Origin of the sequence: Nostoc sp. (genome assembly GCF_041747015.1) — a bacterium.
In the GTDB taxonomy this organism is placed as follows: domain Bacteria; phylum Cyanobacteriota; class Cyanobacteriia; order Cyanobacteriales; family Nostocaceae; genus Nostoc.
The window spans coordinates 1-13,031 of record NZ_JBGTFY010000314.1 but is presented as its reverse complement, the minus strand read 5'-3'; the positions used below and the strand labels follow the sequence as shown (position 1 = coordinate 13,031).

Below are 13,031 nucleotides of genomic sequence, written 5' to 3'. Positions count from 1 at the left end.
CCAATTTGCCCGGCGCTCGCCGACGAAAGTGCAAGGTTTTTGAACCTCTGGATGCTATAGTCTTGCACTTGCTTGGTGAAAAAATGCTCAAAACCCTTACCTAGACTATGTTTCACTTTTGTTCAGCAAGCCCTATATAGGACTCATATTTGATTTTTGAACAAACTCAGTACAACTCAAAAAGACTTCTTCTCTACTCCCCACTCCCAGCCTACGCAAATAATTTCAGAAATCAAATCGGATTGCTATAGTCAAGAATAGGCATACTGAAAGAGGGAGAAAACTTTAGACCGCTCCCTGCCAAATAGGCGTGAAGGTGATTAAACAACAATGAAACGTAAATCTACTGGTAGATCAGCTACTACTTCTAAACCCTCTGCTTTTCAATCCCCTATGTTTAACCTCTTCACCATCGCAATTATGGGAGGGGTGTTGATGTTGGGAATTGGAATTGGCATTGCTTTTAGTTCTACAAGCACGTTAGCCCCATCAAATGTGGCTTCCCGTGAATTCATTGACACCAAAGCACCAAACCCTGAAATTTGCGTGCAGAATGGGGCTAGCGCTATGGTGATGGACGCTAGACTGTTTGTCACTCTCAACCCCTTCAACGTTTATGTTGCCCAGCCTAGTATGCGTCCTGGATGCGTGATCCGACAAAACAACTGGGCAATTTTAGAGCAACGTAAGCTGATAACATCTGATCAGGTAAGAGATTGCAAAAATCACCTGAACACTTTTGGCTTTACAGGTAACTTGGACAGTGATAAACCTGATATTAGATGTATATATCAGAATGAAGCGGCTCAAAACTTCTTTACGGCTCAACCAGGAGCAGTTGGAACGCCTCAGGAAACGGACAGATTTTAGATTTGGGCATGGGGATAGACAGGGCTATTTCATTTTTATCTAGTCCGCCTCAGAATGAATTCTGAGTCTAATAGTGAAAGTCGTCTAAAGACGACTGAGAAAAGGTTATTCGTACTCAGCACGTATAATCGTCAAACCTACAGCTTTGTAGGCAATTAGCATATCATTAGATACTGTAGGTGCAGTTACTAAGTAAGTCAATGCACTAATGGACTCTACTATATAGGGAGTAGCGGTGTCCAATTTTTCTGCTGTCACTAATCCCACGACCTCAGCCGAACCAGCAATCATGGCTCGTTTGACGTGCGCTTCGTCCAGATTAGGTACACTAATCCCAACCTCTGGGTGCAAACTGCAAACTCCCAACATACACAAATCTGCACGAATCATCCGTAAGGTTTCAATCGTAACAGTACCTACGTTCACCAAGGCTTTTTTGTAGAGTTGTCCACCTAACATCACAACCTCTATATGGGGATGTTCTGCTAATGCAATGGCAATTGGCGGACTATTTGTGATGACTGTCGCTTGCAAATCTAGAGGCAAATGACGGGTTATCTGGAGAGTTGTCGTACCTCCATCTAAAATCACCACCTGTCCTGTAGAAATTAATTTTGCTGCTGCACGAGCGATCGCTTCCTTTTCTTTTGGCGCTTGTTTTTGGCGATCGGCATAACTAGCGATCGCTGGAGATTTCAGAAGCGCTCCCCCATGAACACGTTGCAATAGTCCAACTTCTGCCAGTTCTCGCAAGTCCCGCCGAATTGTGTCCTCAGAAACCTTGAGAACAGCACTGAGTTCTGTTGAAAGTACCTTTTTATCACGACGAAGAATTTCCAAAATAAATTGTCGTCGTTCAGCAGTTAGCATAATTAATTTTCCTGAAATTGCGTTTTTGGTCTTGAAGTTGCCCGTTTGTGAGTTTATACTTATTCGTGTACAGGTTTTTGTACGGTAATCCGTAACTTGAATCGAATTTAAGCACATTCATGCACTGTTGAATGTGTTGATTTGTTCATTGAAGCCAGATCGTTTAACAATGGTTCCGAGTGGTTGATTTTAACTTGGGGAAACCGTTGGATAATTGTTGCCCAATCTGGGTTTTAACAAGTTTTAGTGCGCTCATGGAACCCATCTGTTCAAATTGCTCTTTATTCAATAAATAAGCCATGACTATTATTAATACCCAATTTCCAATTGATCTCGGTGCTTACAAACCGTTAGCGCTGAATCCAGCAAATTCGAGCCTCACAACTGAACAGCGAGAGACTCTAAAAGCGAATATTCAACTCTGCCGAGATGCGATCGTCTTTTTTACAGCGACTGGCGCTGCTAGAGGAGTAGGTGGTCATACTGGTGGGCCATACGATACAGTTCCAGAGGTGATGATCCTTGATGCCTTCTTCCGGGGAGCATCAGAGCAATTTGTGCCGATTTTCTTTGATGAGGCAGGACATCGAGTTGCTACTCAATACCTGATGGCAACGTTGCATGGTGACTTACCTGCCGAGCAACTTTTACGTTATCGGGAAGCACATTCTCATTTGCCAGGACACCCCGAACTAGGGCTAACTCCTGGTGTGAAATTTAGTTCTGGCCGACTGGGGCATATTTGGCCTTACATCAATGGTGTAGCGATCGCAAATCCGGGCAAGGTTGTTGTCTGTCTTGGTTCTGATGGCTCGCAGCAGGAAGGTAACAACGCGGAAGCGGCTCGTTTGGCTGTTGCTCAACATCTCAACGTCAAGCTGATCATCGATGACAACGATGTAACGATCGCTGGACATCCTTCTAAATATTTACCTGGTTTCAGTGTTGCCAAAACTTTAGAAGGTCACGGGTTGAAAGTGCTTCAGGGAAATGGAGAAGACTTAGACGATTTATACCATCGGATGAGCGAAGTTGTGAATACTCCCGGAGCGATCGCTCTCGTCAACAAACGCCCCATGTGTCCTGGTATTGAAGGTTTAGAAGGCTCTACTCACGGTCATGATGTCATTTCTGTAGATTTAGCAGTTAAGTATCTGGAATCTCATGGACAAACTGCGGCGATCGAATACCTGAAAAGTATTGAGAAACCCAAGCAAACCTATACATTTCTGGGTTCTAGCGACAAATGGGGCGCTAACCGCAATGTGTTTGGTGAAGCCGTGGTAGCTGTCCTGGGTCGGATGAGTGAGGCGGAGCGTAAAGAAAAAGTTAAAGTCATAGATACTGACCTAGAAGGCTCCTGCGGTCTAAAGAAAATCCACGATACCTACCCAGAAATATTTATTTCCTCTGGGATCATGGAACGGGGCAACTTCTCTGCTGCTGCTGGATTCGGGATGGAGAAGGGCAAGCAAGGTATTTTTGCGACTTTCAGTGCCTTCTTAGAAATGTGTATCTCAGAAATCACAATGGCACGGCTGAACTATTCCAATGTACTGTGCCACTTTTCCCATGCAGGCATAGATGACATGGCAGATAACACCTGTCACTTCGGTTTGAACAATATGTTTGCCGACAATGGCTTGGATGATGGGTATGAAACACGGTTGTACTTCCCGGCAGATGTTAATCAAATGACAGCTTGTGTAGAAGCTGTGTTCTTTGAGCCTGGACTGCGGTTTATTTTTTCCACCCGTTCCAAGGTGCCCAACATTAAGGACAGCAACGGCAATGACTTCTTTGGCAGTGGCTACAAATTTGTTCCTGGTAAAGATGAAGTTATCCGAGAGGGGACGCAAGGCTACATTGTTGCTTTTGGTGATGCTCTCTACCGTGCAGTTGATGCCGTCGAGCGTCTTAAGCAAGAAGGGCTAGACGTTGGTTTGATTAATAAGGCAACCCTAAATGTTATTGATGAAGAAATAATCACCAAAATTGGTAAAGCTCCCTTTGTCCTTGTAGTAGAAGCCTTCAACCGTCGGACTGGCTTAGGTAGCCGTTTCGGTTCTTGGTTGCTTGAGCGCGGGTTGACTCCCAAATATGCTCATCTAGGAACTCATAAAGAAGGTTGCGGTGGTTTGTGGGAACAGTACCCATATCAAGGTATTGATCCAGTGAGCATTATCAACAAGGTGAAGGAGTTAACTGGAGGAAAGTAATACGATATTGGGGCATTGGGCATGGGAATGGAGTTCAAAGACTCGTTCACGAGTATCAAAGACTCGTTAACGGAGTTCAAAGACTTATTCCCAATGCCCAATGCCCAATGCCCAATGCCCTATTTAAATTTGGTTTTCGGTAAAGGTTGACCAAACTCGATCACCTGGGGATTAGGAACATTGAGGACTGTTGGAATTGGAAATTCAGCCATTCCGAAAGGAGGAATGCTATTTAAATTACCCGGTTGATTTGGGAAAGAAGGAGGGGGAAGAATCAAGCCAGGTTGTTGAGAGGACGTATTCGGCGTTAGGGGAGGTACAGTTACAAAAGGCTGCCCTGAGTTAGTAGTAATTGTTGGGGGCAGTTGATTGGATGGAGGTGGAACTGTGAGTAAGGGTGGTTGTAGGTCACTAGAATTTGTGGGTACGTTAGGCGGCTGTGACTTATACGGTGTTTGAGGTTGTTTCTTAGCTGAAGGTGGGGAGTTTCCTGGTTTCACAGCAGTAGCTTTACCAGAAATAACCGGACGTAATACCCAACGAGTAGAATTTTTTCGGGAAACGGGTTGCAGTTGTACCCGCTTTGGATCTAAAACAGTCCCTGGTGCTAAATCTAGGACAATGCGTGTGGCGTTTGCGTTCAGTTGAGAAACGCGAATGCTGCGGATTGTTCCAGAATAATTTTGTTGCGTGGTAATTTTGCCCAACTTAGTATTCGGCAAATCTAGAACCAGACGAGGGGGTTGGGTAAGATAGAAATAACGGGGGGTTGTGCCTGCTGATAGGCTGATTTCGAGTTGCTGTGTCTTGGGTGAAAAACGCCAATTATTTAGCTTTGCCAGTGGTGTAGCGGCAGTGCTGCAAGTCTCGATCGCGATCGCTGCACAAAAGCCAAATACACTGATGCTAAATAGCTGCTTGCGCCCTTGGCAAAATTGCCTAGTCTTTAGTCCCTGATGCATTCTTTTTATCTGCTCCATAAAACCCATACAATGCGTTCACACTGCTGTTTACTTCGCCCTGGCAATTCCTATCCCCACTCCCACTTTCCAATTCAATGATTATTTAACTTTTGAGATTTTTCCTGAGCTTTTTGGGGCACAGCGGTAAATTTCAGAGTTTGCGGGCTGTCATTTATGCTTAATTGACCTGTCATATTACCTTTATCCACAAGTTGCATTTGAATTGTGACTGAGTTCAGAGGATCATTTTGGGGGCGAGAAATGTTACAAAGGATTGATCTGCCGACTTTCCCAGATAAATTTAACTGTTGATTTTTTAAGATTCCTGTGAGAGAGTGCTTTTCGTCAGTATCGGCGTTAGCGGTCGGTGGTAATACTGAGGCATTTAAGTAAATACCTGACTGCTCAACATTTAACGTCAGGGTATCCGATTTTTTACAGTTCGGCAAATTTTCAGCCAGGGTTAGACGATAGCGGCCGTTAACTGGAGGAGGAGCTTTGAGATTGTTTTCCCCATAAACGCTGACAGTTTTAAACAACAGTAATACTGAACTTATTGCTACTCCGTAAAAAGTTAAAGATTTGAAGTTGAAATGATTCATAATTTCAACTCCTTAATGTTGGTTTTTGACTAATAATTGCAGGAAGTACGGAAGCTAAATGAGCGGTGATTTGACTGTAGCGGCGGGTAATCAGCAGAGAGGAAGAACATTGGATAGCTAGTTGATCTGTATATCTTCCTAATGTTTGACGCTCGATACCCCAAGTGCGGCTGGTGCCAGCAATTGTCAGGTCTACACTTTTTGAGGCTTCGACTACAGCTTGGATTGGATCTGGAGCTTGGACAATTTTGATTTCGATGCGATCGCGTACACTACTCGGTAATTGCTCGATCATTGTATCCAGTTCATAACTCAATTCATCTTTGAGACGATTTTGCGGTAAAACTTGTAAAACTTGCAACATACAAGTTTCATGATTGATTAGCAGTCTCAGAGCCAATATAAGTGCCAAATCATCGTGAATATTTGCTGAATAAGGTACCAACAAGCTTTCTAAGCGATCGCTTCCCCGATCTACAAACACTGCGACATCCACTGGCGCAGTGGTGAGAATTTGACCGACTCTTCCACCTAAGCGATTGCTACTAAAAGCTGGGCGATGCCATCCCACGAGAATTAAATCAACTTGGTCTAGTACGGCAATCTGTGCTGTTTCCCGGGCGACATTGCTGGATATGCGAACGATGGGATGCAGATGAGAGCGTGTTTCTGGCGGTTCGAGAGTGTTAATTAGTTGTTCTAATTGCTGGCGGCGCTGGGCGATTAATCGATCTGCCTCACCTGGGGTACTTTCAAAGCCATAATCTTCTTCAAATTCAATCAAGCTCAGTGGATGAACAACTGCGGGTTGTCGATAATTTAGCGCCAACGCTACTGCCAACTGTACCAAACCTTTTTGGGTACTCGGATTAGCGACTGGCACCAAAATTCGGTAGGGACGGATGTAAGTTTCACCTTCAGCAGACGTGTCTATACTTGTTTCTGCTTCCGATTCTGATTCCATGACATCCAACCTGATCAGCTTTTTCGGATATGTCCATTCCAGTAATGGCGAGGTCATGAATGTAGTTACCAATGCCATAATTACCAGCATGGTAAATATTAAGGGGGAAATTACTCCTAACTCTAGACCAATGTTTAACACTATCAGCTCGGTTAAGCCGCGAGTATTCATTAACCAACCGAGCGCCGAAGCTTCTCGTTTACTAATGCCGCTCACACGAGCCGCTACGTAAGTCCCAACATATTTACCTGCGATCGCTACTCCTAAAACCAACGCACACAACAGCCACAATTCGGGACGGTTGAGCAAGCCTATTTGCGTCCGCAAACCACTGTAGGCAAAAAATATTGGCAGCAAGAATATCAGCACAAAATCTTCCGTTTTTACTGCCAATTCCCGCACTAAATCTTCATTTTTAGGCATGGCTGCACCCAGTAAAAATGCCCCAAAAATTAAGTGAATGCCAATTAGTTCGGTGATTAGTGCTGACGCAACTACGCCCATATAAATCCCAGCTAACAGCAATTGGCTGAGGCGTCCCGCCCGGAGATAATGAGTGGCAAGGCGTTGCAGGAACCAACGTCCCGCCGTTAACATTAAGCCGATGTAGACTATGCTGGCGATAATTGTGGGTATGGCACCAGCAAAGTCGCCAGTCCGAGCTACGGCGATCGCTACTGCTAACAGACACCAAGCTGTCACATCATCCACTGCTGCACAAGTTAACGCCAACGTTCCTAAACGTGTTCCTTGTAAATTGTTCTCAGTAATGATTCGTGCCAACACCGGAAAGGCAGTAATCGACATCGCTGCCCCCAAAAACAAGGCGAAGGTGGTAAAGGATACACTAGCGTTGGAAACTAAAGGATAAAGTACCACCGCTAGCAATGTTCCTAAGGAAAAGGGCACCAAAATACTTACGTGAGAAGTTAAAACAGCTACTTCTAATTGTCCACTGAGGTATTTTGGATTTAGTTCTAGCCCAATCAGAAACATGAAAAATATTAGTCCCACCTGAGACAAAACATTTAGAAAAGGAAAAGTTTCTGGTGGAAACAAGGTAACTGCTAGATCGGGAGCAACTAAACCAAATAAAGATGGGCCGAGCATAATCCCGGCGACAATTTCACCAATTACTAGCGGTTGCTTAATGGAACGGAATCCTAGTCCTACTAGCCGTGAAAGTCCAATAACAATCAGCACCTCAACCAGAACGAGAATAACTATGTGCATGGTTTCCTCAAAAGTAACTATCTGGTTTTTCTAAGATGATTCTTTAAAAGACTAGAAAATGTCAAGCTTGTTAAATATACCCGCTGTCAGGATGCAGTTGCAGGAAATGAATTCTGATGATTTAGGAGCTAAAGTTAGAAAAACTTCCGAGCTTCCGATTTAACCAACAATAGGTAATGGGCAGTCAGTTTGTAATGCTACTTAAATGCCACTACAAAAAATTAGCGGTTATAGCCAGAATTAAAACAGAGAATTTTACCTAATTACTAGGTAATTAATTTTGTATTTAAATTTGCTTAAGCGGAAGATTTATCATAGCTTGTCCCGTGCAATAAGAAGGCAATTAGTGGTGATGCCATAAGGGTAGTAATGACTGCCATAATGACCATTATAGTGAATAAAGTTGGGGTAATTACACCTTGTTCCAGACCAATATTCAGGATGATTAACTCCATCAAACCACAAGCATTTATGAGAGCGCTGATAGTTGCTGATTCACGCCAATTTTGCAGCCAATATACAAGCAATACCCTTACGGAGAATTGCGTAGTTTACCGCCGTAGGCATCGCAATAATTAAGAGGGTAATTCCCCACAAAATAGGCGTGTTTACCAATCCAATTTGAGTGTTTAGTCCAGAGAAAACAAAAAATATCGGTAACAAAAATAAGTAGTTAAAAACTCCGTATGTTGGCGAATTTGTTGGGCAAATTCTCCGCGTGGTGTCACTACTCCCAGCACAAAAGCACCGAATATTGCATAGATACCTGTAATACCATTTCACGAAAAAAATAATAGAAATAATTAAGGAATAAATCTGAACAACCGAAAATGCCTGGAGTTACCAAAGTAGAAATATTTGAGTCAGCAGACCAATTGCATGAACTACTGAGAAAACAAAAAACAGCATTAGGTAAAGAACGTATTCAAGCGTTGTATTTACTGAAAATAGGGCAGGTAAAAACAATACAGAATTTGGCTGTTGTCTTAGGAAGAGGAAGAGCGACAGTACAAAGATGGTTAAAGACTTATAGAGAGTCAGGAATCACCAGTCTGATATCTAGGAAAAAAGGTTCAGGGCGACCACCAATCATTAAAACGTCCGCCAGAGAGCAACTGTTAAAAAAATTGTCAGATCCGCACGGATTCAAAAGTTATGAAGAAATACGAACATGGCTGAAGGCGTTAGAGGGAGTAGAAGCGTCATATAAAGTAGTACATGATACAGTGCATTATCAAATGAAAGCGAAGTTAAAAGTACCACGAGCAGTAGGGGTAAAACACAGCCAAGAACGCCATCTATAATTTAATCCCAACATCAACTAACACATATAAAGATAACCCACTGAACTCCTGGTCTGCTCAGAACAAACGCATCACAACCAACGTTAAGAACCAACGAAAAAAATCAGCATTTCTCGTTTAGTTTAGTTTTTAACACTCAAAGTAATCGTCAAATATATGTCAATAAGCAGCTGAAAACAAATTTAATATTTCGAGGATTTAAGCTTTTACAACCACTCCCCACCCCGAAAACGCCAACGGAGAAAAATAATTCGCATCAGGCTTTGTGAACTAATAAAAACTGCTAGCCACACGACGCTATAGTGCAACAAAAAAGTTGCTAGCTGTAGTTCTTCCTTATGTAAAGGTATTGGTAAAAAGCCAAACAGTTTGATTCCACAGAAAACAAATACTAATTCCCAGATACCAGCTAATAGTTGATAAATTGCAGGCCAATCTCTATCCCAGCGCGATTTTTGCAGATAGTTATAAAGCACATCCCAGCCTAAGCCAAAGATGGCGATATAACCAAGTATCCAAAAATAAACCGAGTTAGCACTAGAAGCAATCCAACCAATTGCAAATGGCAAAGATACCAGTACGCCGATAGTTGCAAGTAATAATAATCGAGTTTGCCAGCGACCAAATAAAGTTGGTGTCATAAGAGTGCTGAGTGCTGAATAAAATTCGGGAAAAGATGGATTAAAAAATTCAGCAATATTGTAGTACTTTTTGCAAGACAAGGATATTAGGAAACTTCTTAATCATGCTGCGCCCTGCCCTTCACCTCAATGCGGCGCTAAATAGGTTTCGTCCCGCTACGCGCTTTCGCCCCTTGTGGGCGATCTGTCCCTCCCTTTCCCCTTTTCCCTTTTCCCTTCTTTTTCTGGCGTTTTTGTCAAGCTAAAAAATTGTAAGCATAAGCTTTCCTTCATGGAAAAGTTATGCTTCGAGTCACATCCGTTAAGGTAGAGTTTTAGAGTGTTAAGAATGGAGCTAAGCGGATTCGAACCGCTGACCCCCTCAATGCCATTGAGGTGCGCTACCAACTGCGCTATAACCCCGGAAGCCTTAATAGGCAAGCTGTTTAAGCTTTCTAATTAGTTTTATAAATTGTATTAGCTTAACTATTATGCAAGTTTATGCAAGTTAAGTCAAGACAACTTTATTAAGAAACGTAAATATTAAGTAGATTCTTGAGTGATTATTGACACTAAAGTTTTCACTAGCTAAAGTTGATACAGTCTGCAAGCAATAAATAACTCTTGGGTCAATTGTGACTAAGTTCACGCCCCTTGCGTTATTGCCAATAGACTTAGTGTGTTGTGGTATCTCAGGAAACCACAGCAGCAGATTTACTTGGGCAGATTACTAAAATTAAGTATTCTCAGACTCTTATCTCTCTAAGGGTCTTGCTAATTCTCCTTCGCTAGTGAGAGTAAATCAAATTTAGATAATAATTACAGGGTTTAACTAAATGGCATATCAAAACACTCCTGATGAATTTTTGCAAATGATTGATTTATATATACAAGCTAAAGTTACAAAAGCTGAAGAAATCGCATCTCAGTTCACTTCGCAAAATGATGTTTCTATTGAGCTTAAAAAGAGTTATACCTCATTTATAATTCCTTGCATGATAGGGGCTAGAAATGATATTAAGGAAGTTTTAAAAGAATCAGAAGTCAATAACCATAATGCTGGAGAAGCATTTGGGATATTAATTTATTATATAACTCGGAGGTCTATGAGAATGGGAGATTTAAAAGAAAATTGTACAGACCCTATAATTTTAGCGGGATTAAATTTAGTTCAAGGTGTTTCTGTTGATTTAATATCAGAAATATCTGCATTGGCACAAACAACTCTTGGTCTTTCTGCTGAGTCAATAGAAGCAACGTTTGCATTGGTAAGAGGCATGTTGAATTCTTAGAAATGGTTGATTTTTACATACAAGCTAAAGTTAATAAAAACTTTTACAATAAATTGATTAAACATCTTACACACACCTAAAGAAGGGTATATATGACTTCATATTATGCGTTGTCCGTACAGAGTTATTTACAAACTGTAGATAAAAATAAGTTTCCTTATACTCAGGCATCTTTAGAAAAGAAGTTGGGATTAGATAATTTTTTATTTAATAAAACTAGCGTATATCAAAAAACCAATTTATATCAGGAAGCTTTCAGTAACTTTCTTCTGGGAGGTTATGGATCTGACCTTGCAGTGAATCAGGTTATTCAACTTACAGAAGAGTTTCGTAATGATAGATGGAAAATATGCTATGAATTTGGTTCATGGTGTGTAAACACTTATAAAGATGATCCACATCCATTTCATGAAGAACAAGGTATTGATTTTATTTGTAAATCACTTATTTATGTGATGGCAAAGGATTCTCCTATACAATTTACCAAGGAAGAAAGAGATTATGTTTTAACGAGGTTAATGTTGCCTATCCACAGAATGAGCCCTATCATGGCTGAGAAGATAACAATTAAAATTATGGAAATGGGAAGAAGATTTGAAGAATTTACCAACTTGACTAGACTAGTAAACTAAGCAGCCCTCAACATTGAAGACTCAGGTACTTCCTGTTCCTCTTCACCCCACAAATCATCACCGTAAATATTGGCACTTCTTCTCCTCTTCCAAGCATAAGCAGCCAAAGCTAAAGCCATCACACAGTCAGTAGCCAGTCCTTTATCATCCAATTTATAAAACCTTAACTCAAACCTGCCAGCCCCGCCTCTACATATAGTAAAGGTACTAATTTTAACTAATAACTAAGTTTATAGTAAAACTTGAGTAACTAATAAAATTGGTATAAGTATACTTAGTTATTAGTTAGACAAAATTTTAAACTAAATTAGCACAGTAAGTATTTAGAAAGTTAGGAAGATAGGTTAGGGATAAAGGTTAGAAGTAGATAAAGTATAGGGGATACAAGTTAATAAGTATCATAGGTATGTAAATAAAGTAAAATATAACCCTTGTAACCCTTATCTACTAAAGCTTTCAGCCAATCAAACAACATTCGTATGCTACCACTTAGAATTCTATGCTACTATAGTTAGTAGACTGTACTTAGATAGTGAAAGCCCTCTCCAATACCATAGTAATCATTAAAAGAGCGATCGCCTCAAAGTGACCTGAATCACCTACCTGAGTTACAGGATGCTTTATGTTGGGTGGGTACTTAATTAACCAGGTGTGGGGCTATGCAGGAATCTACAATTAATAAATTAAATGAAAGAATGAAGGATTTACTTGAGTTTTATAGCCCTGCCATAGAAGAAAGATGGGAGGCAAGAGCAAGAGGTGGGTATGAAATTATGGGTAGTCTTAGTTGGATTGAAGTAGGTAGTAATGTAATTACTCAGATACAAAATGCAGCAGTAGCTTTGTGTACTGAGGAAGATATGAGTGTAAATTGGATACCAGATTGGGTTCAGGTAATAAAAGATACAGCTTTAAATGGGGGAAATAATGACAACATTAAAACAATCATTAAAAATTGGAAGAATTACTACAGCTAATTAATACCTTTATCCTCTTCACCTTCTATAATTTCTTCATCAATTTCATCTTCTTCAGCATAATCAAAAATATGTTGCCAAATTTTATTGCCTTCTCGCTTGACAGTGTACCCATTAACAAAAATTTCATCTCCATCTTCTAATTCAGAAAGTAAAGTCAAATATTCTATTAAAGCAGGAAGGTTAACTTCCATAATGACTCCTTTTGTTTGGTTTAAAGTTCAGGTAACTTAGGTTTTTTAACTGAGCCTAAGTAATGTTTATAAAGTACTTTAATATCATGCCCTGTAATATCAGCAGTCTCTTGTATAGTCATACCAGAATCAATACAATGGCTGGCAAAAGTATCAGGGTAAGCGCATCTAATTTTGTAGTGAAAAATACAGATTATTTTCTTGAAGTATGTATGTAAAATGTATAATTTGAGCATGAAATGTGTTAAGTAGTATGCTAATGAGTAAAGCATCTATCGCACATTAGGGGGCA

General features: G+C 40.8%; 14 protein-coding genes and 1 tRNA gene. 6 read left to right on the top strand and 9 right to left on the bottom strand.

Annotation, left to right across the window (positions count from 1 at the left end; translation table 11 throughout):
• Positions 1-330 precede the first annotated feature (330 nt).
• Positions 331-870: a DUF3172 domain-containing protein gene (locus tag ACEW80_RS25050; RefSeq protein WP_373529189.1), complete on the top strand. Its 540-nt coding sequence runs from the start codon at positions 331-333 to the stop codon at positions 868-870.
• A gap of 105 nt (positions 871-975) precedes the next feature.
• Here ACEW80_RS25050 and ACEW80_RS25045 read toward each other — a convergent pair whose 3' ends face one another.
• Complete coding sequence (locus ACEW80_RS25045) at positions 976-1,740, bottom strand: DeoR/GlpR family DNA-binding transcription regulator (protein WP_373529188.1); 765 nt, start codon at positions 1,738-1,740, stop codon at positions 976-978.
• A 299-nt stretch (positions 1,741-2,039) separates the two neighbouring features.
• Between ACEW80_RS25045 and ACEW80_RS25040 the strand changes: the two genes are divergently transcribed.
• Positions 2,040-3,959: a transketolase C-terminal domain-containing protein gene (locus ACEW80_RS25040; RefSeq protein ID WP_373529187.1), complete on the top strand. Its 1,920-nt coding sequence runs from the start codon at positions 2,040-2,042 to the stop codon at positions 3,957-3,959.
• Between the two features lie 119 nt (positions 3,960-4,078).
• Here the strand turns inward: ACEW80_RS25040 and ACEW80_RS25035 are convergent, their stop codons facing one another.
• From ACEW80_RS25035 to ACEW80_RS25020, 4 genes are all read right to left on the bottom strand, one after another.
• Positions 4,079-4,921, bottom strand: coding sequence for an AMIN domain-containing protein (locus tag ACEW80_RS25035; RefSeq protein WP_373529186.1), 843 nt, complete (start codon positions 4,919-4,921; stop codon positions 4,079-4,081).
• Positions 4,922-5,013: 92 nt separating this feature from the next.
• Positions 5,014-5,523 carry a hypothetical protein gene (locus tag ACEW80_RS25030; protein ID WP_373529185.1) on the bottom strand — a complete coding sequence of 170 codons (510 nt, stop codon included), beginning with the start codon at positions 5,521-5,523 and terminating at the stop codon, positions 5,014-5,016.
• Between the two features lie 4 nt (positions 5,524-5,527).
• A complete protein-coding gene (locus ACEW80_RS25025) occupies positions 5,528-7,720 on the bottom strand; it encodes a cation:proton antiporter (protein ID WP_373529184.1) in 2,193 nt (730 codons plus the stop codon).
• Between the two features lie 296 nt (positions 7,721-8,016).
• Entirely contained in the window at positions 8,017-8,247 is a 231-nt protein-coding gene (locus ACEW80_RS25020) for a hypothetical protein (protein WP_373529183.1), read from the bottom strand.
• Between the two features lie 303 nt (positions 8,248-8,550).
• Between ACEW80_RS25020 and ACEW80_RS25015 the strand changes: the two genes are divergently transcribed.
• Positions 8,551-9,024 (top strand): transposase, encoded by a 474-nt coding sequence (locus ACEW80_RS25015; protein ID WP_373529182.1) that lies wholly within the window; start codon positions 8,551-8,553, stop codon positions 9,022-9,024.
• Between the two features lie 206 nt (positions 9,025-9,230).
• Here ACEW80_RS25015 and ACEW80_RS25010 read toward each other — a convergent pair whose 3' ends face one another.
• Entirely contained in the window at positions 9,231-9,665 is a 435-nt protein-coding gene (locus ACEW80_RS25010) for a hypothetical protein (RefSeq protein WP_373529181.1), read from the bottom strand.
• 329 nt (positions 9,666-9,994) lie between these two features.
• Positions 9,995-10,067 (bottom strand) — tRNA-Ala (locus ACEW80_RS25005).
• A 413-nt stretch (positions 10,068-10,480) separates the two neighbouring features.
• On the opposite strand from ACEW80_RS25005, the gene ACEW80_RS25000 reads away from it, so the two are divergent.
• A complete protein-coding gene (locus ACEW80_RS25000; RefSeq protein WP_373529180.1) occupies positions 10,481-10,936 on the top strand; it encodes a hypothetical protein in 456 nt (151 codons plus the stop codon).
• A gap of 92 nt (positions 10,937-11,028) precedes the next feature.
• Entirely contained in the window at positions 11,029-11,568 is a 540-nt protein-coding gene (locus tag ACEW80_RS24995) for a hypothetical protein (protein WP_373529179.1), read from the top strand.
• Here ACEW80_RS24995 and ACEW80_RS24990 read toward each other — a convergent pair.
• Positions 11,565-11,720 carry a hypothetical protein gene (locus tag ACEW80_RS24990; RefSeq protein ID WP_373529178.1) on the bottom strand — a complete coding sequence of 52 codons (156 nt, stop codon included), beginning with the start codon at positions 11,718-11,720 and terminating at the stop codon, positions 11,565-11,567. The genes ACEW80_RS24995 and ACEW80_RS24990 overlap by 4 nt on opposite strands.
• A gap of 507 nt (positions 11,721-12,227) precedes the next feature.
• On the opposite strand from ACEW80_RS24990, the gene ACEW80_RS24985 reads away from it, so the two are divergent.
• Complete coding sequence (locus ACEW80_RS24985) at positions 12,228-12,545, top strand: hypothetical protein (protein ID WP_373529177.1); 318 nt, start codon at positions 12,228-12,230, stop codon at positions 12,543-12,545.
• On the opposite strand, the gene ACEW80_RS24980 is transcribed toward ACEW80_RS24985, so the two are convergent.
• Entirely contained in the window at positions 12,542-12,739 is a 198-nt protein-coding gene (locus ACEW80_RS24980; protein WP_373529176.1) for a hypothetical protein, read from the bottom strand. The genes ACEW80_RS24985 and ACEW80_RS24980 overlap by 4 nt on opposite strands.
• Positions 12,740-13,031: the final 292 nt, after the last annotated feature.

Bases quoted from the DNA above. Each gene is read 5' to 3' on its own strand.
- ACEW80_RS25010 (WP_373529181.1), bottom strand. From the start codon at position 9,665: ATGACACCAACTTTATTTGGTCGCTGGCAAACTCGATTATTATTACTT.
- ACEW80_RS25030 (WP_373529185.1), bottom strand. From the start codon at position 5,523: ATGAATCATTTCAACTTCAAATCTTTAACTTTTTACGGAGTAGCAATA.
- ACEW80_RS25015 (WP_373529182.1), top strand. From the start codon at position 8,551: ATGCCTGGAGTTACCAAAGTAGAAATATTTGAGTCAGCAGACCAATTG.
- ACEW80_RS25040 (WP_373529187.1), top strand. From the start codon at position 2,040: ATGACTATTATTAATACCCAATTTCCAATTGATCTCGGTGCTTACAAA.
- ACEW80_RS25035 (WP_373529186.1), bottom strand. From the start codon at position 4,921: ATGCATCAGGGACTAAAGACTAGGCAATTTTGCCAAGGGCGCAAGCAG.
- ACEW80_RS25025 (WP_373529184.1), bottom strand. From the start codon at position 7,720: ATGCACATAGTTATTCTCGTTCTGGTTGAGGTGCTGATTGTTATTGGA.
- ACEW80_RS25050 (WP_373529189.1), top strand. From the start codon at position 331: ATGAAACGTAAATCTACTGGTAGATCAGCTACTACTTCTAAACCCTCT.
- ACEW80_RS24995 (WP_373529179.1), top strand. From the start codon at position 11,029: ATGACTTCATATTATGCGTTGTCCGTACAGAGTTATTTACAAACTGTA.
- ACEW80_RS24985 (WP_373529177.1), top strand. From the start codon at position 12,228: ATGCAGGAATCTACAATTAATAAATTAAATGAAAGAATGAAGGATTTA.
- ACEW80_RS25045 (WP_373529188.1), bottom strand. From the start codon at position 1,740: ATGCTAACTGCTGAACGACGACAATTTATTTTGGAAATTCTTCGTCGT.
- ACEW80_RS24980 (WP_373529176.1), bottom strand. From the start codon at position 12,739: ATGGAAGTTAACCTTCCTGCTTTAATAGAATATTTGACTTTACTTTCT.
- ACEW80_RS25000 (WP_373529180.1), top strand. From the start codon at position 10,481: ATGGCATATCAAAACACTCCTGATGAATTTTTGCAAATGATTGATTTA.